Genomic DNA, 21,144 nt, shown 5'->3' on the forward strand with positions numbered 1-21,144 from the left:
GTGACATATAGTTGTTCTATATGAATAATTTTTAACGCAGTTAGTGAGTTATTTAATGCGATAGAATGAACATGTTTTTAATAAAATTGGTATAACAACTAGCTTTGAATAAATTAAGGCTGGTAGCCTACATCTTCTAGTAAATCTTTACTGCCAGCGGCATCGCGCGCTAAATCGTCAACTATTTCGTTGTACTTATGGCCGCTATGCCCTTTAACCCATTTCCAGGTTACATTGTGCTCGCTACAGGCTTTATCTAGGCGTTTCCATAAATCGACGTTTTTAACCGGCTTTTTAGCTGATGTTAACCAGCCACGTTTTTTCCAGTTAGTGATCCACGATTCAATACCTTGCTTAACATATTGGCTATCGGTTGTTAGATTTACTTCGCATTCTCGAGTGAGTGATTCTAGGGCTACAATAGCCGCGAGCATTTCCATTCGGTTATTCGTTGTGAGTTTATAACCTTGGCTCATTTCTTTTTCGTGGCCGTTATAAATCATAAAAATACCATAACCGCCGGGGCCTGGATTACCTAAACATGAGCCATCGGTGTAAATCTCTACGGTTTTTTGCACTGTTTTACCTTGATCTTATGTACAATAAAGTGATTATAGAAAGATACCAGAATCAGGCTAAATTCGATATGGCACGTAGACAAATAGTTTTAGATACAGAAACCACCGGCATAGACCCTAAACAAGGGCACCGTATTATAGAAATTGGGTGTGTGGAGTTAGTAAATCGCCGCTTAACAGGCAATAACTTTCACGTTTATATAAACCCACAACGCCCAAGCGAAGAAGAAGCAATCGACGTTCACGGTATCACTAACGAATTTTTACGTGATAAACCGTTGTTTCATCAAATTGCCCAAGAGTTTTTCGACTATATTGAAGGGGCAGAGTTAGTTATTCATAACGCCCCGTTCGATGTTGGTCATATGGATAACGAATTTGCGCTGCTTAATCAGGGCTACCCTAAAACAGATACTTTTTGTCAAGTTCTCGACACGCTTAAAATGGCGCGTGATTTGCATCCAGGTCAAAAGAACAACCTTGATGCATTATGTCGTCGTTACGATGTAGATAACGGTAAACGAACGCTTCACGGCGCGCTACTGGATTCTGAGATTTTAGCCGATGTGTACCTTGCCATGACGGGTGGTCAAACAAAGCTAAATTTGAATCAAAATAAAGATGACGGCAGCGAGCAACAGAAGGGCGGTATAAAGCGTTTAAATAGTGATAGAGCCCCATTAGTTGTATTACGAGCAAGCGACGCTGAGCAAAGCGCACACGAAGCACGATTAGATCTTGTAAACAAAGAAGGCGGCCAGTGCATATGGCGCGCTGAATAAGGCGATTTAATGAAAACGATGTATTTTGTAACAGCGTTATGTGCCGCTAGTTTATTTACTAGCAATGCATATGGCGTAAAACAAGTAGAAGTGCTCAAGCGCGATGGGCATCAAAATGAGATCCCTTTACTTGATAATCGTTTTCGCATAGATAGCAAAATAGATGAAATAACACTGCTTTTTTTTAGAAAATCAGGTGCACCTGCTGTTATTTTAGTGAGGCCCGATGGCAGTAAGTACTTTGCTACTGACTCAGTTAAAAACCCTAACTTAGATTGGTTTGATGAACTCAGCTACGATTTAGTAACCATAAAAAAACCTATGGCAGGTCCTTGGCAAGTAATAGGCAGTATTTTACCCGACAGCAGAATAGTTGTATTAGGCGAGATATCTCTTGAAGCAGAGCCTCTTCCTTCAATGTTGTTTAGGGGGGAGACAATAAAAATCACCGGAAAAATACTAAATGACGGTGAGCCAATTAACACAAACCTATTTAGAGATGTTGTTAGCCTTAATGTTGACTTTGTAAGTACCAACAATGAAAACTTTGCTAACTTTGGCGCAGGCATTCAAGAAGTAGCGGAATTTAAAGACGATGGACGTGGATTTGATGAGCGCCCTAAAGATGGTGTGTTTACTGGCGAGTTTACTTTAGATTTTCCTGCGGGTGAATGGACACCAGAGCTTTACGTGGCAACACCTCTGCTGCAGCGTCGCATTGTGCAAAATACAATAGAAGTGCACGAGCCACCTTTTGTAACCGAAGTCGCGTTAGCAGAGCAAGACACAGACGAGCATCTGTTAACTATAAATATAGACCCAAGTATTGTTAAGCCCGAAACAGTCATCATCCAGGGAAAAATCTACTATCCCAATAACGAAGAGCAAATGTTTACCATAGATGCTGCTGCTAAAGACTCACGACAACTTAGTGTTAAAAATTATGATTGGGGTAGATATAGTGTTGAACTGTCTGTTTTTGGCACTAATATTAATGGTCGTGAATTTATGGCAACGCTACCAACGTATAAATTTGAGATAGAACGACCCATAGAAGCGGTGCCCGAAATTGATCCGGCAACGATTATTACGCCAGATAAAATGATTGAGAGTGAGCCTGTTGAAGAAAAAATGGCCACATCTACAATTATTAGTTTAATTGTAGGCTGCAATACGCTCATTTTATTACTCGGTTGGTTGTTAATTCGTATATTTGTTCAGAAAAAACCGATTAAATTTAAAGTGAAGCTGCCTTTTTTAAAGAAAAAGAAAACAAGTGAAGGTGATGTTGCCGACACAGAAAAAAATCAAGTCGGTAAAAATGGCTCAAAAAATGACAGATCAGGTGAAATTTTAAACCTTTCGATGACAGATGACTAAAAAACCTATAAAAAAACAAAAAAGCCCTTGACGAAATAGGGGTTGGTTCGTATTATTCACGCCGCTGTCAGGGAGACCTAAACAGCAACGGAAATATGGAGTGGTAGTTCAGTTGGTTAGAATACCGGCCTGTCACGCCGGGGGTCGCGGGTTCGAGTCCCGTCCACTCCGCCATTTTCGTAAAACTTGTAAGTAAAAGCTGGAGTGGTAGTTCAGTTGGTTAGAATACCGGCCTGTCACGCCGGGGGTCGCGGGTTCGAGTCCCGTCCACTCCGCCAACACTTACACAACGTATGGTTGTAAAACATATTCTTATTATGGAGTGGTAGTTCAGTTGGTTAGAATACCGGCCTGTCACGCCGGGGGTCGCGGGTTCGAGTCCCGTCCACTCCGCCAATAAGAAAAAATAACAGTTTAAATATGCGCTGGAGTGGTAGTTCAGTTGGTTAGAATACCGGCCTGTCACGCCGGGGGTCGCGGGTTCGAGTCCCGTCCACTCCGCCAATAAGAAAAAATAACAGTTTAAATATGCGCTGGAGTGGTAGTTCAGTTGGTTAGAATACCGGCCTGTCACGCCGGGGGTCGCGGGTTCGAGTCCCGTCCACTCCGCCAACTATTTAAACAATGTTATATTACAAAATTTGTATGCTGGAGTGGTAGTTCAGTTGGTTAGAATACCGGCCTGTCACGCCGGGGGTCGCGGGTTCGAGTCCCGTCCACTCCGCCAACAAATTAAGTAATAACAAGTATAATGATATCTCTGCGGAGTGGTAGTTCAGTTGGTTAGAATACCGGCCTGTCACGCCGGGGGTCGCGGGTTCGAGTCCCGTCCACTCCGCCATTTGATATCATGATTAAAATTAGTAAGTGCATTACCCCATGCACATACCACTGCGGAGTGGTAGTTCAGTTGGTTAGAATACCGGCCTGTCACGCCGGGGGTCGCGGGTTCGAGTCCCGTCCACTCCGCCACTTGTTATTTCCTCAATAACAAGTTTATAAAATCCTTGATTAAATAATTTAGTAAAACATTCTTTGGCTATCAGCTAAAAAATCGACTTTTTAATATTCCTCTTATTCCTAAATATTCATCTTCTTCTATCTCCATGAATAGTTAAACACTTAGCACTGAATACCGCTCTAGTCTTAAATTGCCCCATGGTGTCACACATGACGTAATTAGCTCTTATCGGCTATAACGGCTAGTTAAAGTATTTACTCGTGCCAGAAGCTATTTCAGCGATTTTAACCACCTTAATTTTTTCATGGGTGGTATGCAGTGTGAGCTACAGCACCACTCCAATCATTATACCAATCCGCAATAATACTTAATCATTTTGCGGGGCTAAACGTGTCGCTACCTGTGTTAAAAAATTCTCATTTACGACTGCATGGATGCAGAAGGTAGAGCAATGTAGGAGCAATTGCCGAGAAAAACTAAATAGCGAATTTTTTGCCTAGCTATCAACACGTTTCTCCATCCTCAAAATAGATCACTTAATTAAGCGAATTGGTATTAGTTGTTTCTCATAACAGAATTCTTATAATGAATAGTCAGTTTAGAGGGATATTTTATGATTGAAGTCATAAGCTTAAATAAGCAATTTTCAGGCAATGTTGTTTTTAAGGATTACAACAAAGTTTTTTCAGATCAAAAGGGGTGTATTGAAGCGCCTAACGGCCAAGGAAAAACGACATTACTGATGATGCTAGCAGGACTTGAAAAGCCGCAAAGTGGTTCACTTTTATTTGCTGGTAGCCGATTGAACACTCCAACAAAAACCGTAGCAATTGCCAGTGACCGTATTGCGTTACCAGATTTTTTAACTGCAAATCAAATTATTGATTTATCTGTTAACACATTAGGTTGCGATTGGCCCCATTCGCTGGTTAACGGGTTTAACTTTAATGCATTTTTAAATACGCGATTCGAAGCACTGTCGTCGGGCAATCAAAAAAAATGCCAGCTAATTTTAGCATTAATGCGTAAATCACCTTATTTATTATTAGATGAGCCAAGTGCTGCGCTCGATCAAACCAGTATTCACACTCTTTTAAACCAACTCGATGCTTATTTGGCTGACAAACCCAATGGGCAAATTATCATTACTTGCCATGAGCCCGCTGTGTTTATTGAGCATGGTTTTAAGTGTGTCTCGCTATGAGTATCATAAGCATAAAAAGCAAACTTAATCAGTATCTCGCGTTTATAGGTTACCGGTATTTAGCGTACACGTTTGAGCTTAAGCAATTGCTTCAACAGCTAAAAAACTTTGGTTTGTTATTTTTAGTGGTGTTGGGATCATCCGCTCTTGGTTTTGTATTATTGCTTTTTTTAGGCTTAGGGAAAATTATAGATAGTGCAGATACGCCTTTATATGGCGCGCAAATGGCACTATTTTACTTGTTATTGCAAAGCGTGATGATAAGCGCAATGAAACTGGCGATTAAAAATAGTAACCAACGGCTGTTTCAACTTACGATCGCTCACTCTAGCTGGCTTCACCTTGCCGATATTAAATTGTTATTTATCAGCAATGGCTGGCTTATCGCTAGTTTGTTGATAGCGCTTGATCTTACCTTTGAACAGTGGTTAAAGGTGCCGCATTTTATAGTATTTATGTTTATTCAGTTAGGATTAGGCATTGTGTGTTTATACAAACCTAGCGCACTAGTTTATGGTTTTATGTTAAGCGGCCTTTTTTTATTCACTCCCATCAACATACCGCCGCTTATTTATCATATTGTTTTTTCAATCATCTTTAGCATTAGCTTGCTTATACCTAGAGTTAATATAAATGGGCGTGTTAGTGTTCGGTCACTGTTTGGTTTTTGGTTTTGCTACTTTATAAATCACAGCTGGACACTGGTATGGCGTATGTCGTTACTTTTATGTGTGTTTATGGCCTCGACTACGTTAGCTGCTGAGCGTGCTGATCTCGTTAATATACTTGATGCTGTGGCGATGGCTTTTATTGTATTATTTTGCAGCTCATTACAATTTGATTGCGCTAAAGTTTATGCACAATATCGCTTATTTTTTAATACATGCCAAAAAGCACGGACGTTTTATATTAGCCAGTTTATACCTAGTATGCTGTTGTTTTTAGCGATCTTCGTAACTTACAGCATTACGTTTGAGAGATTAAACATTATTTTGTTGAGTTTAGGTTTACCGTGGTGTTTGTTGCAGGTTTATTTTGCACAAAAAAAACCAGCGCATTATGCGCTGGTTTGGATTTTTTTTACAGCTGGGCTGCTTGCTTTACTAAATTAGTTAAGCTGCATCAGCTTCTTTTTTAACGCTATTACGCGCGGCTTTGCCTGCAAGTAAGTCAGCAGGGTCGAAGTCATCAACGTTAATAACATCTAAACGAGATTGCTCAACAGCAGCTAGTTTATCAGCCTCTGCTTGGCTTAATATGCCTGCTTCAAGCCCCATTTGCGCTACTTTATCAAGCTGGAAGAATGGCAGTTTAAGACCTTTTTCTTTGCATACACGGTCAAATAATGGCTCAACAGCAAGTACGTCTTTAAGCGTTTGCTCTTGACGACCTACAAGGTTAAGCGGCTCATTTGTTAAGTATACATAGCTTGCTAAACGGTTACGCGTTTCACTAGGTACTTGTAGTAGTTGCGCAAGTTTATGCTCAAGTTGGTCAGTTGGTTTACGAACCGGGCGACCAAACGGGAATAACAATACTTTTAACACGGCACGTAGTGGAGCCGAAGGCATGTTATTAATTAAATCAGCAAGTGCACGTTGGCAATGGTAAAGGTGATCTTGGCAACTCCATTTTACTAGAGCAAAATCTTCTTTTTTACGGCCTTCATCGTTGTAACGCTTAAGCGTTGCAGACACTAAGTATAAGTAACTAAGTAAGTCACCTAAACGTGCTGAAATACGTTCTTTACGTTTTAGTGAACCACCAAATACTGCCATGCTAATGTCTGACATAAGAGCAAGTGATGCACTAAAGCGTGACGCTATACGGTAAAACTCAGCGGTTTCGTCGTTGTAAGGCACACTTGTAAAACGAGCGCCGGTAAGAGCAAGCCACTTAGTACGTACAAGGTTCGACATAGTAAAACCAATGTGACCCATTAGCGCTTTATCAAATACGTTAAGCGCTTCTTCTCGGTCTTCAATTTCGCACGCACCTAGCTCGGTAAGTACAAATGGATGACAGCGAATAGCACCTTGACCATAAATAATCATATTACGGGTCAAGATGTTTGCACCTTCAACGGTAATGGCAATAGGTGCACCTTGATAGCCACGACCTAAATAGTTATTTGGCCCAAGCATGATGCCCTTACCGCCAAGTACATCCATTGCATGAATAGTTGCATCACGCATTTGCTCTGTCAGGTGGTATTTAATAATGGCAGAAACAACCGATGGCTTTTCGCCTAAATCAACCGCACCCGTAGACATGCTAACCGCAGCATCAGAGCTGTAAGCGTAACCAGCTAATTTAGCTAGTGACTCTTCAACACCTTCCATTTTACCTATAGGTAAACGGAACTGACGACGAATGCGGCTATAAGCACCTGTCGCAATAGCAATCATTTTAATGCCACCGGCAGAGTTTGACGGCAATGTAATTGCACGACCAACCGATAAACATTCAACCAACATGCGCCAGCCTTGACCAGCCATATCTGGACCACCAATAATATAATCAAGTGGTACGAAAATGTCTTTACCGCGAGTAGGACCATTTTGAAATGGTACGTTAAGCGGGAAATGTCGACGACCAATTTCAACTCCAGGAGTATCCGTTGGAATAAGTGCACAGGTGATGCCTGGCTCTTTATTATCGCCAATTAGGCCGTCTGGATCTTGTAATTTAAACGCAAGTCCAAGCACGGTAGCCACTGGGGCAAGTGTAATGTAACGCTTATTCCACGTTAAACTAACACCCACAACCTCTTCACCATTCCATTGCCCTTTACATACCACACCGTAGTCTGGAATTGAGCTTGCATCAGAACCCGCTTCTGGCGAAGTTAACGCAAAACATGGAATTTCTTGACCGCTCGCTAGGCGCGGTAAGTAATGATCTTTTTGCTCTTTTGTACCATAGTGTTGTAATAATTCACCTGGGCCTAAAGAGTTCGGTACACCAACAATTGACGAAAGTAATGTTGATTTACTTGTTAGTTTTTGAAGTACACATGATTGTGCAAATGCAGAAAACTCTAAACCGCCGTATTCTTTTTTGATGATCATGGCAAAGAATTTATTATCTTTTAGATATTGCCATACATCTTGAGGAAGGTCGGTTAGTTCGTGCGTTGCTTCCCAATCGTCCAACATGCTACATACTACTTCAACAGGGCCATCAACAAAGGCTTGCTCTTCAATAGTAAGTTTAGGAACTGGGTATTGGTGAAGTTTTTTCCAATCTGGGTTACCGCAAAATAAGTCAGCTTCCCACCACGTCGTACCGGCATCAATAGCTGATTTTTCAGTATCAGACATGCTTGGCGTTACTTTTTTAAACGTAGCAAAAATAGGCTTGATGATATATTGCTGACGAAGGCCAGTAACAGAAAGAGGAACCGCGATGATCAAAAAGATCAACCAGCTAATTAAACCAAAAGCACCTGCAAAGGTGCCAATTAATAAAGTTATAGCCGAAACACCAAGTGCTGTGTTCCAACTTGCTCTGTGGTAAACCGCAGTGCAAAGCAACGCGATTAGAACCAGTGTAAATATGAGTGTCATTTTTATTCCTTAATAGAGGTCAGACCACCTCACTTAGAGTAGCGCTAGTAACAGTAATTTTCAAGTACATAACGATGTTAAATTGTAGTAGAAAGTAACTTAAATACGATATTTAATTACCCGACAGAGGAACGCACAATAACTATCGTATAGTCAAAGCATTAACCGTAAGTAGTGTTAACGTAAAAATAAATAAATCTAATAGCAAAATGACACTTTTTAAGTAAGTATAGCCGTTATAGCCGTTATAGCCGTTATAGCCGTTATAGCCGTTATAGCCGTTATAGCCGTTATAGCCGTTATAGCGGGCTGCAAATTAGTGTACGCTTAATACACAAATATAACGCTATTTATTTTAATGTATGGTTTTTAAGGGTTATTTTATTAATGTGTGAATTACTTGGCATGTCAGCCAATGTGCCTACCGATATTTGTTTTAGTTTTTCAGGCCTTTTAGAGCGTGGCGGAAACACGGGACCACATAAAGATGGTTGGGGTATTACATTTTACGAAGGTAAAGGCTGTAGAACCTTTAAAGATCCGCAGCCGAGTTATCAATCTGAAATTGCAAAGCTAGTTAAAGCATACCCCATTAAAAGTGTCTCGGTTATTAGCCATATTCGCCAAGGTAACCGCGGGAGAGTATGCCTTGAAAATACTCATCCTTTTACGCGAGAGTTATGGGGGCGTGAAATCACATACGCTCATAACGGGCAGCTATCTAATTATCATGATTTAAAACCGCAGTACTATCGCCCAGTAGGTAACACCGATAGCGAACTCGCTTTTTGTTGGTTACTTGATAAAATTCGTGAAAAATACCCAAAGCGTCCAAGTAATATGGCGTCGGTTTTTAGATACGCCGCTAAGCTTTCGCATACTCTGCGAGAAAAAGGGGTGTTTAATATGTTATTGACCGATGGGGTGTTTGTTTTAGCGTATTGCACTAATAACTTACATTACATAACGCGCCGTGCGCCATTTGGTAAAGCAACGTTGATTGATGCCGACATGGTGGTTGATTTTCAACAAGAGACTACACCAAACGATGTAGTAACAGTTATAGCTACAAGGCCTTTGACGAATGATGAGCGTTGGCAAAAAATGGAGCCGGGGGAATTTGCATTGTTTAAAATGGGTGAGCTAATTTAGCCCACCTATTTTAAATATTAACTTTAGTTTAATTAAATTTAGTTAGCTTCTTGAGGTTGTTGTGCTGTTGCAGGCGCAACAGCTGTAGGTGCAGTAACAGTAAATGAATTCATTTGAACTTCAAACTGCTCCATACCTTTTTCGCCTTTCCACATACGTACCAGCATGTAATCCATTTCTGGCGCAAACCATGCAATTGCTTGGCGTTTATCGTTATCGTATAAACGTTTTACTTTAATGGCTTCTACATTACCGATAGGTAGGGAGATCATCTCTTTTTCAACAACTTCAAAGTTGTAGTCGCGGCGGTTACCTTTTTTGTCTATAAGCGGGAATGAAAAGCTCGTTTCGCCTTTTTTCAATCCTTCGCGCACTTGCACTTGGTATGAAATAGCATCCTGAAATTCATCAGTCCATTCGCATTTAAGTGGGTATTCGCTAGCGCTGCTAGTCACTACTTTGTTTGTTGTATCAAAATCAATTTTATAATCTTTATCTGGGCCTGTACCGGTGCGGATCATATTGTAATGATGCGGGGTAACCTTGCCATCTTTAAAGGTAAACTTTGATGTTTCTTCACGAGAATCAGAGAAAATCATCCACTCAATATTGCTGTGGTATGTTAGTTCATAAGTATCGTCGCCCATTTTTTTGAGCTCACGAACAGCTTCACCATGATTTTTACCTTTGCGTAAAATATCGTAGTTAGCTTGATATTGGGTCAATTCGCCTGCAATTAGGCTAGTTGGAAGTAAAGCGCCCGCACATAACAACAGGGCACTTATTTTTTTATTGTGAGTAGTGCGCGCCGTGTGCAGGAAGTTGTTTTTTGTCAAGAACTGCATAATCTGCTTCCATAGTAAGTCTGTGTTCACTGAACCACTTGACCACCAAAGGATAAATTATATGCTCTTGCTCATGCACGCGTTTTGCTAATGTTTCTGCTGTATCATCCTTGAGTACAGGTATTTGCGCCTGAAGAATAACGGGACCGCCGTCTAATTCTTCAGTAACAAAGTGAACACTTACGCCATGAACATCGTCTTTTGCATCAATTGCTCTTTGGTGGGTATTCAGCCCCTGATACTTAGGCAACAAAGATGGATGAATGTTCAACATTTTTCCAACATATTTTTGCACTAAGCCAGGAGTAAGAATACGCATAAACCCAGCTAATACAACTAGATTTGGCATAAAAGAGTCGATAACGTTCATTAATTGCGCATCGTACGCTTCGCGCGAGTCAAAATCTTTATGACTGAGCACTTTTGTAGCAATACCTGCTTTTTTTGCACGCTCTAGGCCATAAGCGTCTGCTTTGTTACTAATAACAGCCGCTATATGTCCGTTTATCTCGCCACGTTCGCAGGCATCTATGATGGCTTGTAAATTAGAGCCACTACCTGAGATTAAAACTACCAGACGAGTCGGTGCCATTACTTAGCACCACCTACAATTTCAACTTGCTCTTCGCCAGCTGCTGCATCTTGAATTTCACCAAGGTGCCATGCATTTTCGCCCAAGTCTTTTAGCATTGTTAAGCTTTGCTCAAGTTTGTCTGCAGGAACTACTAAAACCATACCTACACCACAGTTAAATGTACGGTACATTTCGTGTGTAGTAATATTACCGTTTTCTTGTAACCAGTTAAAAATAGGTGGCCACTGCCAGCTATCACCTTTAACTACAGCTTTTGCTGAAGCGGGTAATACGCGTGGAATGTTTTCCCAAAAACCGCCGCCAGTAATATGCGAAAGCGCATGTACGTCAACGTTTTTGAATAACTCAAGTAAAGGTTTTACGTAAATACGAGTAGGCTCAAGTAAAGTTTCGCCTAAAGTTTTACCTTCAAAGTCAGCGCTGGTATCAGCTTTTGACACTTCAAGTACTTTACGAATTAAAGAGAAGCCATTTGAATGAGGACCACTTGATGCAAGTGCAATAAGCTGATCGCCTGCAGCTACTTTTGTGCCATCAATAATTTTAGATTTTTCTACAACGCCTGTACAAAAGCCTGCCATGTCGTAGTCTTCACCATCATACATACCTGGCATCTCAGCTGTTTCGCCACCAATTAGGGCACAACCTGAAATTTCACAACCTTTGCCAATACCTGTAACTACGTCAGCTGCTGTGTCTACATCTAGTTTACCAGTTGCATAGTAATCTAGAAAAAACAGGGGTTCAGCACCTTGAACAATTAAGTCGTTTACACACATTGCAACTAAATCAATACCAACCGTATCGTGTTTTTTTAAGTCGATTGCTAAACGTAGTTTAGTACCAACGCCATCTGTACCTGCAACTAATACTGGTTGCTTGTAGCCTTCAGGAATTTCGCAAAGTGCGCCAAAACCACCAATTCCGCCCATTACTTCAGGACGACGAGTTTTTTTAACTACGCCTTTAATACGCTCAACAAGTGCATTACCAGCGTCGATATCTACGCCCGCGTCTTTATAGCTTAGAGACTGTTTTTGTTCGCTCACAGGTTTTCCTCAAAATAGTTGTTTTGGGTTGCTTAGAAACGCGCGTATTTTACAACAATTGCAAGGTCGCGGCTAGCTCAAATGTAATTTTGAAATAATTAACAAGGACACTTGTCCGCTGTCTGTTGTTTAAATAAACAAAAAAACGCCCGTAGGCGTTTTTTTAGTATTAAAGGCGTTAAATTAACAGCTATGCTTTTGCGGTTAATATGGCTCGAAGTGGAGCGGGGTAGCCTTCAATTGTTTTACTTGTATCGTTTGGATCTAAAAAGTCGATTAACGATTCGTTTTCCATCCAATCGGTTTTGCGTTGCTCTTCAAGCGTGGTAATAGCGCAATCTTTTATTTGCACATCTTTAAAGCCAACGCGTTCCATCCAGAGTTTTAATGCTGCAGTACTTGGAATAAACCAAACGTTGCGCATTTTAGCGTAGCGGTCGGTAGGGACTAATACTGTGTTTTCATCACCTTCAATTACTAGCGTTTCAAGTACGAGTTCGCCGCCTGGGCGAAGCTGGGCTTTTAACTGTGCTAAAAAGTCGATAGGTGAGCGACGATGATAAAGTACGCCCATCGAAAAAACTGTATCAAACGCTTTAAGTTCCGGTAATGCTTCAACACCTAGTGGCAGTAAATGCACATTTTCGTCTGGGTTGTAGTGTTTAATTGCCTGAAACTGACATAAAAATAAATCAGACGGATCAATACCCACTACAAACTCTGCGCCTTCACCACGCATACGCCATAAATGATAACCTGAGCCACAACCAATATCTAAAACAGTGCGACCTTTTAATGGCTCAATATGAGGAAGCAGGCGGTCCCACTTCCAATCACTGCGCCACTCTGTGTCTATTTCAATTCCGTGCACACTAAATGGGCCTTTGCGCCATGGCATCATGCGTTTTAATAAATGCATGGCTTGCTTTTGCTCGCCATCACTCATCTCCCCTGGTGCACCAATTTCTACCTTAGTAGAAATATCAACGTGCGAAGTCGCCACCTCTGGCAAGTTTTTAAGTACTTTTTGCCATTTAGGTAAATCACCGTGGCTAGCCTCGTTTTGCCAATGTTTTAATTGTGCAGGAAGGGTTTCTAGCCAGTGACTAAGTGGGCTTTGTGCGATAGATGCGTAAAATTGGTTAAACCATTGAGACATGGATGACTCTCTTTATTTAATTGCTACCATTGAGCAAAAATTAAAACATTGATACCACACTTGAGTTTGGCTAAAACCAATATCTTGTAAGCGAGTAAAGTGAGCGCTTAGTGTATCTGGGCGCATAACGTTTTCGATGGCGGTACGTTTTTGGCTTATTTCAAGCTCAGAGTAACCATTGTGTCGTTTAAAGTCGTGGTGCAAATCAATCAATAAATTGTCGCATTGCTCGTTTTCAGCTTTAATTTTTTCGCTTAACAGTAATACGCCGCCAGGTTTTAAATTAGCGTATATTTTTTCCAGCACAGCTTGGCGCTGCGCATGTGGAATAAACTGCAACGTAAAGTTCATTGCTACTACTGAGGCGTTTTGAATCTCAAGCTCGTTAATATCGCCTAAAGTAACAGTAACAGGCACATCTGATTTAAAACCTTGTAAATGTACCTTACAACGTTCAACCATAGCTTGAGAATTATCTACCGCTATTATATGGCAGTTATCGGTGCGAATATTTCGTCGCATGCTAAGTGTTACTGCGCCAAGTGAGCAGCCTAAATCATAAAGATTTGAGTTACTTTGTGCGTACTCACCGGCAAGTTTACCCATTGTACTGACAATCGTTGCGTAGCCCGGTACCGAGCGCTGAATCATATCTGGAAAAACTTCGACTACATTTTGGTCAAAGCTAAAATCTTTTACTTGTTGCTCAGAGGCATAAATACTGTCTTTTATGGTCACGAAGGCAGTCTCTTTGTAAATAATGGCGCTATTTTAACATTTTATACTGGATAGTCAGTGATAAATTCAGTAGCTTGACTAGAATTATGAATAATAAGTATAAAAGAGAAGATTAAATGAGCAAAAGTAAGGTCATCAGCACAGACGATATATTAGCAACCCTTTGTCATTCAGTGACAGGCGTACTCACTTCAGCCAGTGGTAATGGTATTAGCTACTCAGCCATGGTGCAAAAAATAACACGTACATGTATGCGACCAGATATTGGCTGCTTTGTTTTATTTGACGGCGGTTTTACAGGGCTTGTAATTACCAACTTTACTTCGCAAGCGGCGATGGAAATTTATGGCGATTACATGCGCAACATGGGGATGCCAGAAGATGAAATAGCGCATAGCCATTTATCAGACGACGTATCAAACGTACTAGGTGAGTTGATGAATCAAATTGTTGGCGACTTTACGTCTAAAGTGCGCGAGCAATTACATACGTCTATTACGCAAAACCAGCCAAAAATGATGGCAATAAACAAGCAAGTGCAAATATCGGTAGATACCACGATGGATCGCCCGCAAGCCCGCCGCGTAACATTCACTACAAGTAAACAAAATATCTTTTACTTGGAATTAGCGATGGATAAAACAGAGTTTATTAAATTACACGACTTTGATATTGCAGAAGCACTAGACCCAGACGACATAATTGAAAACGAAGCACGCAAAAAAGCGGATAAAGAAAAAGCATCTACAGCAGTAGAGCAAGACGATGCCGATGACGATTTTATGGCAGGCTTAGGACTTTAATTATATGTAGGTTGGGTAGAGCGAAGCGAAACCCAACGGTTTTTAAAATAATTAGCAGTTAGGTAAAATCATTTAAAATAAAAAACGCGATTTTATATCGTGTTTTTTTGTGGGTTAAGGTTATTTAAGCATTAATTTGAATTAATTTTTTGATCTATTTACAATCGATACAATTAAAAAACTGAATACGCTCATATATGACGACCAAGTTTTTGTCTTTTAAAATTGAATATGGAAATAAAGTGTGAAAACGGTGTACTTAATAGGGAATGGCTTTGATCTTAATCTTGGTTTGAAAAGTAGCTATAAAGATTTTTATGGGTTCTACAAAATTCAAGAAAGTGACTCTTATCCAGTCAAAAATTTCAAAGACAATATCTCTAATAATATAGATAAATGGTCTGATTTAGAGTTAGCTCTTGGTGAATATACAAAAGAAATAAACTCATTAGATGAATTGGATGATATTCATGAGAATATCGTAGAAGAGCTCGCCGAATATTTAACTTTAGCTCAAAAAAAATTTACTAAAGAAAAAATATCAAGCATAAATAATGAAAAATTCATTGAAGATCTATTTCATCCTGAAAAGTTTCTTTTAGTCAGAGATGCAATATCCTTGAGAAAATTCTTCGGGGGTAAAGATCGAAGACATAATTTTTATTCTATAGTTAATTTTAATTACACACATACGGCAGAACATATTTTAGGTCTAAATAATATTTCTAATCGTAACTCAAATCTTAAGATTGAGAAAAAAGAAGATGTTGGTCTACATAGGCTAGATTCTATATTCCATGTTCATGGAACAATAGATTCAGATATGGTCATCGGCGTTGATAATGCAGAGCAAATAATTAATAAAGAACTTTCAAATAATATTGATGCTACAAATCATTTGATAAAACGAGACTGTAATTTAGTTATGAGACATGGCATTGAGTCCGACTGTGAAAAGTTGATTTCAGAAGCAGATCTAATATGCATATTTGGTTCATCTATTGGAGAGACTGATCAGTTATGGTGGGATTTAATAGCAGAGCAACTTAAGGAGAGGAATTGTAGACTAATAGTATTTGAATATTTACCAAGTATTAATAAAAGAAGGTCTCAGCTTCTTGAAAGGCGACGACGAGCATTGTTGAAAAAATTCATTGCACCCGAAGAACTTGAAGCAGTATCTAAACGTGTTTATTTTTCTTTTAATTCTGAAATTTTTTTTTAAATTGATTTACCAAGTGCTTTTAGCGTTTTACTCCTTAATTGAGCTATTTTCTCGTTACTAATGCGTGCGGCTATAACTATCCTTTAGGCAATACTATCTACTCTTTAAACTTATAGCCCACACTATAAACCGCTGCTATTGGGTTTAGTCCTGCTTGAATGTCGTTAATCTTTTTTCGTATATTTTTAATGTGTGTATCAATGTTGCGATCGGATATGTCGGTTGTGTCGCTGTATACGTTATTAATAATATCTTCGCGGGTAAAAACACGACCTACGTGGCTTATAAATAGTAAAAATATTTTAAACTCGACGGCGGTAAAGCCAATACTTTTGCCGTTTAGGCGGGCTTCGTAATCGTCTTTGTGTAATTGAAAATTATTATGATTGATGATGTTGGTTTTAGGCTGGCTGGTCCTTCTTAGTACGGCCTTTATGCGCGCTATAACTTCTTTAGGGCTGAAAGGTTTGCATATGTAGTCATCGGCGCCGAGCTCTAAACCCAGTAAGCGGTCTATTTCTTCACTTTTTGCGGTAAGCATAATAATAGGCACACTTGAAAAGGCTCTAATTTGCTTACATAGCTCTATGCCATCAACATCTGGCAACATTAAATCAAGAAGTATTAAATCTACTGCGTTTTGTTTTACAAAACTAACTACACCTTTGCCGCTATTTAAGTGCTCAGTTTCGTAATCTTGTTGCTTAGCGTAGGCAATAAGTACCTCTGCAATGTTTTCTTCGTCTTCAACGATAAGTATTTTTTGTGATGCCATTATTTTAACCTAAAAGTGTCAGTGTTATTTTTACTTCTAGCCCACCGAGTGGTGAGTTGTGCAACGATATTTGACCGCCATGTGCCTCTACTATTTGTTTGCAAAGTGCAAGTCCTAAGCCCGAGCCGCCGTGCTCTCGGCTTCGAGATTTTTCAACGCGATAAAAACGCTCAAACAATTTTTGTAAGTCGTTTGGTAAAACACTTGGGGCTGAGTCTTGTAAAATAAGCTCAATGTTATTGGGTGTTTTGTTGGCAAGTATTATTACTTGCCCACCTTTATGCGTGTATCTGCAGGTATTTTCTAACAGGTTTGAAAATAATTGCACAAGGCGTTCTTTATCGCCATTTATTATACATTTGCCGGCTTTGGTTAAACTTTTGCTGTCTACATTTAATTCACGCTCTTTAAAGCGAGCGGTGTAGTTTTCAATTGATTGCTCAAAAATGTTTATTAAATCAATGTGTGCATTGCTATAGGTTAAATTAACGCTATCTGTTTGTGCTAGTTGGGCTAGGTCGTCAACAATATGACTTAAATTATCTACTTGGTTTATGAGTAAATTAATGCGCTTTGTATCGGCTGTAAATACGCCATCTTGTACGGCTAGTAAATGCGAGCGTAGTACGGTAAGTGGGGTTCTTAATTCGTGGGATGTGTCTGACACCCATTGAAATCGCATTTGTTGGTTTTGCTCAAGCGTGTGGGCTAAGGCGTTAAAATTGTTGGATAGGGTACCTAGCTCATCTTTACTAGAGGAGGATATTCTGCTGGCAAAATTTCCGTTTGTTAACTCATCGGTTCCAGCCACTATTTGCTTTATTGGTTTTATTAAATGGCGAGATAACACAATAGCCATAATAAATGCGAGCGCAATAACGAGTAATGTGATCATAAAATAGTTATGAAATTGCGCTGCTAAAAATGCTTTTGCTGGGCTACTTTGCACAAGTTTTGAAGGTACTAAACCTATCCAACCTATAACGTTATTGTTTAATAAAATAGGCTCTATATGTGGGTTGTCGTTTAAATTAGATCTACCAACAACAACTTTTTTATTTTGATCATATAAACTTATACGTTGCCCTGTTTTAAGGGAACCTGTAGGTAAGTGTACCCACAATAAAGAAGGCGTTGCATTGCTGTTATTTGGTTTGGGTGGGGTGCTTGTGTGTTTATTCGTTTCAGGCTCGCCTGGCTTTTTTTGTGGCTCAACAATAGATCGCCATAATTGTGTGTTTTGCGTAATGGGTTGCCAACTGCCTAATTCGCTATAAAGCTCAATAAGTTGCTGCTTCACCATTGCTACATGCTTTGTTTCTTCTTGTTCAACAAAGTCGTTAAACCCTGACGAAAAGGTCATGTATATAAACACAAACATAAGTCCAACAAGGGCGATATTAGTGATAAAAAAAGCTAAAAAGAATTTATGTATTAATTTCACTGATTGGCAAATAGTAAAAATCATGTGTTAACGTACCAAGCAGTATTGCATATTGATTATGTGCCTACAATTAGCGTATTTAGGGAGTTGCTTACTAAAATCCTTTTTAAGTAAGCTTTTTAGGTATGTTGATTCTTGGGCTAGAACTTTATTTTTGCGGTATCGCCAGCACCCAGTAACTTATATTGTGGTTTTACAAAGCTTGCGTGTACTGCACCTAAACTTTTAGGGAACGATATAGCAAGATCATCTACTGTTGTAAATGTGTGCTTCGCTTGAAAAACAATTTCTAGGTCGTGCGCTTCGTTGTTGCTGGTGGTAAAAGCGACGCGTTCAAACACGATAACTTGCTGATTTACACGTAAGCTCGTTTTTTGTTTAAGTGCATTTTTTACAAACTCTTCTTGTTGCTCTGCACTTAAGTTTGTAGGCATAAGCTTATCAATATCGCCCATAAGCCATGCTTGCTCGCTTTGCAGCGCTGAAATTAAATGCTCAGCATTAGTTAATACTTTAACCTCAACTTGCCCGTCTCTTAAAATTACTTGGGCTGTTGTGTTTTTTAATACATGTGCGCTCACTTGAGCGCACATACTTGTTAAAATACACGCTAGCATTAGCCATTTTAATTTTTTAAAAAAATACATAATTACTACCTTTTATTGAAGCGGAGACCTTTTTGTTTATTGAGGTTGCTCAATAGTTACTTTACAAATAAGGGTGTTGTCGGTTTCTAAGTCTTCGCCCCATATGAACTTTGCGTTTTTATCCCAGTTAATATCGTCGTAACCGTCTTTTGGTCCTACATCGGCAAAGTTGTGCTCTACTGCATTAGCCCAATTCGTATCGTCAAAGTTACTTTGCAGCCAGTTAGTTGGTGCTTCTTTTGACATAAACGCACAAGCGCCTTCGCCCGCTACAGGGTTTGTTTCGCTTTCGCATAATTTGTTAAGCGGCGCTTTGTGAAGTATTTCGCATTTAAAGCTTTTATTGCTTACCGCAATTACTTTATTTGTATCGGTGTTGGTAAGTTGCATAATAAAACCGCCATCACCCATTTGCTGATTTTTAGCACCGATGTATTCAAGCCCTGTGTCGTTTTGCTTAAAGTCTTTAATTATTAAATTAAGCTCAATAGGGTAGTTTGCAGAAAACGTAATGCTTTGTGCATTAAATGAGCGTTCTGTGGTTATAGGCACAGAATCTTCAACAAGTAACTGCTCGCCTATGTAGGCTGTAAACCAGTTATCAGCCCATGCTTCTAGCTTTAAGTTGTGCTTGCCTGTAATGGTAGGATTTGTATTTTTCTTAGTGACTGTAGGAGTAAGGTGATTTGGTTGCGGACCTCTACAAAATGTACCTGTTTGAACTTTGCCACCATTACTGATGGTTTTTTGTTTAAAGCTATAGCAGTCTTTTCCCTGTGATGCAGGGCTGTAGGTAGTAAAGTAGTTTTCGCCTTTATATGAGTAGCTCATTGTACGGCTGCCGTTTTCAGAGATTGTGTGCGTTAAGTTTTCAACGTCTCCTTGTGGCGGGCGCAGATCGGCTCTTATACCTTGAGTATCGCCACTCAGTGGTGCCACTCTTGGTAATTTTGCGGTATCTACTTCACCTACTAAGCACTGAATAATATACGGCGGCGTAGCTGATGTTTGGTAGCGATAGCCAAATGTGTCATCGGTTTGTCCGTTACATACATCAAGGTCACCTTTGGCAATTGCACTACCGTCTGGGTTTTTACTGCTATACAGCGGGTAACCATCGTAAGCCCAACCAATAATGGCATCGCTTGATTGGTTTTTCATTGTGTCAATCATACACGTTGGCGATACATGATAATGGTAGTCATCACCTCGTCCTGCGTGTCCGCCACATATATCTAACTGTCCGAGTGCTAAAGTGTCGTGTTTTTCATCGTAGCTATTTACGTCCAGTTCACCTTGCGAAGAATAGTCGTATATTGGTACGCCATTAACGGCAACACCTACGGCTGCATCAATTGTTGTTATTGTTTTTGCTTTTTTAGGATTTAGCTTTATAGGTGCGGCGTAGTCTTTAGCTGGAACAGGTATTTGCTCGTTAGTACCTGTAATACCAGTCATTACGTCATGATCAGGATAAGTAGATGAGGCAATATAAGCATATTGTTCATCGCACGTAACAGATACGCTTTGATCAAACCCTGCATTACTTACTGATTGTGTAATAGCATCGCAGCGAGGTGATTTTACGTTAGCGGTTAAATATGATTTGTCAGGCTTTGGTTGCTCGTTTGGTGTTGGTTTTGAATCCGATTTTTGCTCGGCGCTATTAGCACTTCGCGAGTATTTAACCGTCATACTTGCAGTATCGAGCGTAATATCTTTTACAGCGGCGAGTAATGCTGAGCGATCTACTTTTGTATCGCTATTAAAGGTAACCGGTGCAGATAACGCATACACAGTATAAGTATAGCTTTTTTCACCTGGACCTTTAGAGCAAGGCGGCGCATATTGGTTTAAATCGTTTACGCTATTAGAGCCTACTTCACCGAGAGTTTCGCCCGCTTTAATTCGTGTTTTATCGGCGGCAATATTGTACATGGTCCAATACCAATGCATTCCCTCTGGCGCTTTATGATCCATAATTAACGCATAATATTTGGTTGTGTTAGGTGCACCGCTCCAGTTAAGTGGAGGGCTAATGCTTTGCCCATCGCACGTATAAGTAATAGGCAAGTTACCGCCATCGCTTACCTTTGAGCTTGTTAGAGTAAAATCATTGAGGCTTGATTGTTCAAGTGATTGGCTGTTTTGCTCGTTGCAGGCACTTAAGGTTACACAGCACAGTGCACTGAGTAAAAAGGCATAGGTATTTTTCATCATTTAAAACTCCAAAAATTA

18 protein-coding genes and 8 tRNA genes are annotated in these 21,144 nt (G+C 39.9%); 15 read left to right on the forward strand and 11 right to left on the reverse strand.

Annotated elements, in window-relative coordinates; genetic code table 11:
* Positions 1 to 113 precede the first annotated feature (113 nt).
* Positions 114 to 578: a ribonuclease HI gene (gene rnhA, locus I6E82_RS18665; RefSeq protein ID WP_007378210.1), complete on the reverse strand. Its 465-nt coding sequence runs from the start codon at positions 576 to 578 to the stop codon at positions 114 to 116.
* Positions 579 to 646: 68 nt separating this feature from the next.
* Between rnhA and dnaQ the strand changes: the two genes are divergently transcribed.
* The 12 genes from dnaQ to I6E82_RS18725 all read left to right on the forward strand — a co-directional run bounded on the left by dnaQ (position 647) and on the right by I6E82_RS18725 (position 6,017).
* Entirely contained in the window at positions 647 to 1,360 is a 714-nt protein-coding gene (gene dnaQ, locus I6E82_RS18670; protein ID WP_007586004.1) for a DNA polymerase III subunit epsilon, read from the forward strand.
* Between the two features lie 9 nt (positions 1,361 to 1,369).
* A complete protein-coding gene (locus I6E82_RS18675) occupies positions 1,370 to 2,740 on the forward strand; it encodes a TIGR03503 family protein (RefSeq protein ID WP_197113453.1) in 1,371 nt (456 codons plus the stop codon).
* 97 nt (positions 2,741 to 2,837) lie between these two features.
* Positions 2,838 to 2,914: transfer RNA gene (locus tag I6E82_RS18680), tRNA-Asp, on the forward strand.
* 27 nt (positions 2,915 to 2,941) lie between these two features.
* Positions 2,942 to 3,018 (forward strand) — tRNA-Asp (locus I6E82_RS18685).
* Between the two features lie 41 nt (positions 3,019 to 3,059).
* Positions 3,060 to 3,136, forward strand: a tRNA-Asp gene (locus tag I6E82_RS18690).
* A gap of 31 nt (positions 3,137 to 3,167) precedes the next feature.
* A tRNA-Asp gene (locus tag I6E82_RS18695) sits at positions 3,168 to 3,244 on the forward strand.
* 31 nt (positions 3,245 to 3,275) lie between these two features.
* Positions 3,276 to 3,352 (forward strand) — tRNA-Asp (locus I6E82_RS18700).
* Positions 3,353 to 3,390: 38 nt separating this feature from the next.
* Positions 3,391 to 3,467, forward strand: a tRNA-Asp gene (locus I6E82_RS18705).
* A gap of 37 nt (positions 3,468 to 3,504) precedes the next feature.
* A tRNA-Asp gene (locus tag I6E82_RS18710) sits at positions 3,505 to 3,581 on the forward strand.
* A gap of 54 nt (positions 3,582 to 3,635) precedes the next feature.
* Positions 3,636 to 3,712 (forward strand) — tRNA-Asp (locus tag I6E82_RS18715).
* Positions 3,713 to 4,314: 602 nt separating this feature from the next.
* A complete protein-coding gene (locus tag I6E82_RS18720; RefSeq protein WP_197113642.1) occupies positions 4,315 to 4,905 on the forward strand; it encodes an ABC transporter ATP-binding protein in 591 nt (196 codons plus the stop codon).
* The gene (locus I6E82_RS18725) at positions 4,902 to 6,017 is read left to right on the forward strand and encodes a DUF6136 family protein (protein WP_197118470.1); all 1,116 of its coding nucleotides are present in this window, start codon (positions 4,902 to 4,904) and stop codon (positions 6,015 to 6,017) included. Before I6E82_RS18720 ends, I6E82_RS18725 begins: the two co-directional genes overlap by 4 nt.
* Here I6E82_RS18725 and fadE read toward each other — a convergent pair whose 3' ends face one another.
* Positions 6,018 to 8,474 carry an acyl-CoA dehydrogenase FadE gene (fadE, locus tag I6E82_RS18730; RefSeq protein ID WP_007586946.1) on the reverse strand — a complete coding sequence of 819 codons (2,457 nt, stop codon included), beginning with the start codon at positions 8,472 to 8,474 and terminating at the stop codon, positions 6,018 to 6,020.
* 387 nt (positions 8,475 to 8,861) lie between these two features.
* Here fadE and I6E82_RS18735 point away from each other — a divergent pair, with 387 nt between their 5' ends.
* The gene (locus I6E82_RS18735; RefSeq protein WP_197118471.1) at positions 8,862 to 9,626 is read left to right on the forward strand and encodes a class II glutamine amidotransferase; all 765 of its coding nucleotides are present in this window, start codon (positions 8,862 to 8,864) and stop codon (positions 9,624 to 9,626) included.
* 38 nt (positions 9,627 to 9,664) lie between these two features.
* Here I6E82_RS18735 and I6E82_RS18740 read toward each other — a convergent pair whose 3' ends face one another.
* From I6E82_RS18740 to cmoA, 5 genes are all read right to left on the reverse strand, one after another.
* Positions 9,665 to 10,399: a DUF3108 domain-containing protein gene (locus I6E82_RS18740; protein ID WP_007586948.1), complete on the reverse strand. Its 735-nt coding sequence runs from the start codon at positions 10,397 to 10,399 to the stop codon at positions 9,665 to 9,667.
* A gap of 16 nt (positions 10,400 to 10,415) precedes the next feature.
* Positions 10,416 to 11,063, reverse strand: coding sequence for a phosphoribosylglycinamide formyltransferase (purN, locus tag I6E82_RS18745; RefSeq protein ID WP_007586949.1), 648 nt, complete (start codon positions 11,061 to 11,063; stop codon positions 10,416 to 10,418).
* The gene (gene purM, locus I6E82_RS18750) at positions 11,063 to 12,115 is read right to left on the reverse strand and encodes a phosphoribosylformylglycinamidine cyclo-ligase (protein ID WP_002959993.1); all 1,053 of its coding nucleotides are present in this window, start codon (positions 12,113 to 12,115) and stop codon (positions 11,063 to 11,065) included. Before purM ends, purN begins: the two co-directional genes overlap by 1 nt.
* A gap of 190 nt (positions 12,116 to 12,305) precedes the next feature.
* Entirely contained in the window at positions 12,306 to 13,274 is a 969-nt protein-coding gene (cmoB, locus tag I6E82_RS18755) for a tRNA 5-methoxyuridine(34)/uridine 5-oxyacetic acid(34) synthase CmoB (protein WP_138488804.1), read from the reverse strand.
* A 12-nt stretch (positions 13,275 to 13,286) separates the two neighbouring features.
* A complete protein-coding gene (gene cmoA / locus I6E82_RS18760; RefSeq protein WP_007378000.1) occupies positions 13,287 to 14,012 on the reverse strand; it encodes a carboxy-S-adenosyl-L-methionine synthase CmoA in 726 nt (241 codons plus the stop codon).
* A gap of 116 nt (positions 14,013 to 14,128) precedes the next feature.
* On the opposite strand from cmoA, the gene I6E82_RS18765 reads away from it, so the two are divergent.
* Positions 14,129 to 14,815 (forward strand): DUF3334 family protein, encoded by a 687-nt coding sequence (locus I6E82_RS18765; RefSeq protein ID WP_007586957.1) that lies wholly within the window; start codon positions 14,129 to 14,131, stop codon positions 14,813 to 14,815.
* 244 nt (positions 14,816 to 15,059) lie between these two features.
* Positions 15,060 to 16,040 (forward strand): AbiH family protein, encoded by a 981-nt coding sequence (locus I6E82_RS18770; protein WP_197118472.1) that lies wholly within the window; start codon positions 15,060 to 15,062, stop codon positions 16,038 to 16,040.
* Between the two features lie 97 nt (positions 16,041 to 16,137).
* On the opposite strand, the gene I6E82_RS18775 is transcribed toward I6E82_RS18770, so the two are convergent.
* The 4 genes from I6E82_RS18775 to I6E82_RS18790 form a co-directional block, all read right to left on the reverse strand.
* Positions 16,138 to 16,815: a response regulator gene (locus tag I6E82_RS18775; protein ID WP_197118473.1), complete on the reverse strand. Its 678-nt coding sequence runs from the start codon at positions 16,813 to 16,815 to the stop codon at positions 16,138 to 16,140.
* A 4-nt stretch (positions 16,816 to 16,819) separates the two neighbouring features.
* Complete coding sequence (locus I6E82_RS18780) at positions 16,820 to 18,178, reverse strand: ATP-binding protein (RefSeq protein ID WP_231616958.1); 1,359 nt, start codon at positions 18,176 to 18,178, stop codon at positions 16,820 to 16,822.
* 221 nt (positions 18,179 to 18,399) lie between these two features.
* Positions 18,400 to 18,906 carry a hypothetical protein gene (locus I6E82_RS18785; protein WP_197118475.1) on the reverse strand — a complete coding sequence of 169 codons (507 nt, stop codon included), beginning with the start codon at positions 18,904 to 18,906 and terminating at the stop codon, positions 18,400 to 18,402.
* A 36-nt stretch (positions 18,907 to 18,942) separates the two neighbouring features.
* Positions 18,943 to 21,126 (reverse strand): YHYH protein, encoded by a 2,184-nt coding sequence (locus I6E82_RS18790; RefSeq protein WP_197118476.1) that lies wholly within the window; start codon positions 21,124 to 21,126, stop codon positions 18,943 to 18,945.
* Between the last annotated feature and the right edge of the window lie 18 nt (positions 21,127 to 21,144).

The organism is Pseudoalteromonas sp. NZS11 (assembly GCF_015864765.1).
Taxonomy (GTDB): domain Bacteria; phylum Pseudomonadota; class Gammaproteobacteria; order Enterobacterales; family Alteromonadaceae; genus Pseudoalteromonas; species Pseudoalteromonas arctica.

Bases quoted from the DNA above. Each gene is read 5' to 3' on its own strand.
- dnaQ (WP_007586004.1), top strand. From the start codon at position 647: ATGGCACGTAGACAAATAGTTTTAGATACAGAAACCACCGGCATAGAC.
- I6E82_RS18675 (WP_197113453.1), top strand. From the start codon at position 1,370: ATGAAAACGATGTATTTTGTAACAGCGTTATGTGCCGCTAGTTTATTT.
- I6E82_RS18720 (WP_197113642.1), top strand. From the start codon at position 4,315: ATGATTGAAGTCATAAGCTTAAATAAGCAATTTTCAGGCAATGTTGTT.
- I6E82_RS18725 (WP_197118470.1), top strand. From the start codon at position 4,902: ATGAGTATCATAAGCATAAAAAGCAAACTTAATCAGTATCTCGCGTTT.
- fadE (WP_007586946.1), bottom strand. From the start codon at position 8,474: ATGACACTCATATTTACACTGGTTCTAATCGCGTTGCTTTGCACTGCG.
- I6E82_RS18735 (WP_197118471.1), top strand. From the start codon at position 8,862: ATGTGTGAATTACTTGGCATGTCAGCCAATGTGCCTACCGATATTTGT.
- purN (WP_007586949.1), bottom strand. From the start codon at position 11,063: ATGGCACCGACTCGTCTGGTAGTTTTAATCTCAGGTAGTGGCTCTAAT.
- cmoB (WP_138488804.1), bottom strand. From the start codon at position 13,274: ATGTCTCAATGGTTTAACCAATTTTACGCATCTATCGCACAAAGCCCA.
- I6E82_RS18765 (WP_007586957.1), top strand. From the start codon at position 14,129: ATGAGCAAAAGTAAGGTCATCAGCACAGACGATATATTAGCAACCCTT.
- I6E82_RS18775 (WP_197118473.1), bottom strand. From the start codon at position 16,815: ATGGCATCACAAAAAATACTTATCGTTGAAGACGAAGAAAACATTGCA.
- I6E82_RS18780 (WP_231616958.1), bottom strand. From the start codon at position 18,178: ATGACCTTTTCGTCAGGGTTTAACGACTTTGTTGAACAAGAAGAAACA.
- I6E82_RS18785 (WP_197118475.1), bottom strand. From the start codon at position 18,906: ATGTATTTTTTTAAAAAATTAAAATGGCTAATGCTAGCGTGTATTTTA.
- I6E82_RS18790 (WP_197118476.1), bottom strand. From the start codon at position 21,126: ATGATGAAAAATACCTATGCCTTTTTACTCAGTGCACTGTGCTGTGTA.